Source organism: Desulfogranum marinum (genome assembly GCF_016918565.1).
In the GTDB taxonomy this organism is placed as follows: Bacteria; Desulfobacterota; Desulfobulbia; order Desulfobulbales; family Desulfobulbaceae; genus Desulfogranum; species Desulfogranum marinum.
Window position 1 is genome coordinate 1 of the sequence record NZ_JAFFQD010000198.1, and the last position, 284, is coordinate 284.

Annotated in this window: 1 pseudogene; it reads left to right on the top strand. The window is 46.5% G+C overall.

Annotated features, from left to right (window positions below):
• Nucleotides 1–284, top strand: a pseudogene (locus tag JWH17_RS25060) (ISKra4 family transposase); the annotation flags it as partial.

Sequence of the window (284 nt, forward strand, 5' to 3'; positions counted from 1 at the left end):
CTGCGGAGATGATGAACGAAATATATCGTTTTGATATTTCTGCGGATACAGTGCATAAACTTACCAATCAGGTCGCCTCGGAAATCAGCCTTGCCGAGATTACTCCAACTGCCGAGGAAGTTGCTCAAATTATAGAGTATATATCAGAAGACAGTTGCCGCCGACCAGTACTCGTCTTTTCTGCTGACGGCGCCATGGTTCCAATCAGGACAGAAGAAAAAGGGCAGCCTCACTGTTGGCGCGAGGCGAAAGGTATTCGTGGTTATTTGCTGGACAAAGATAAA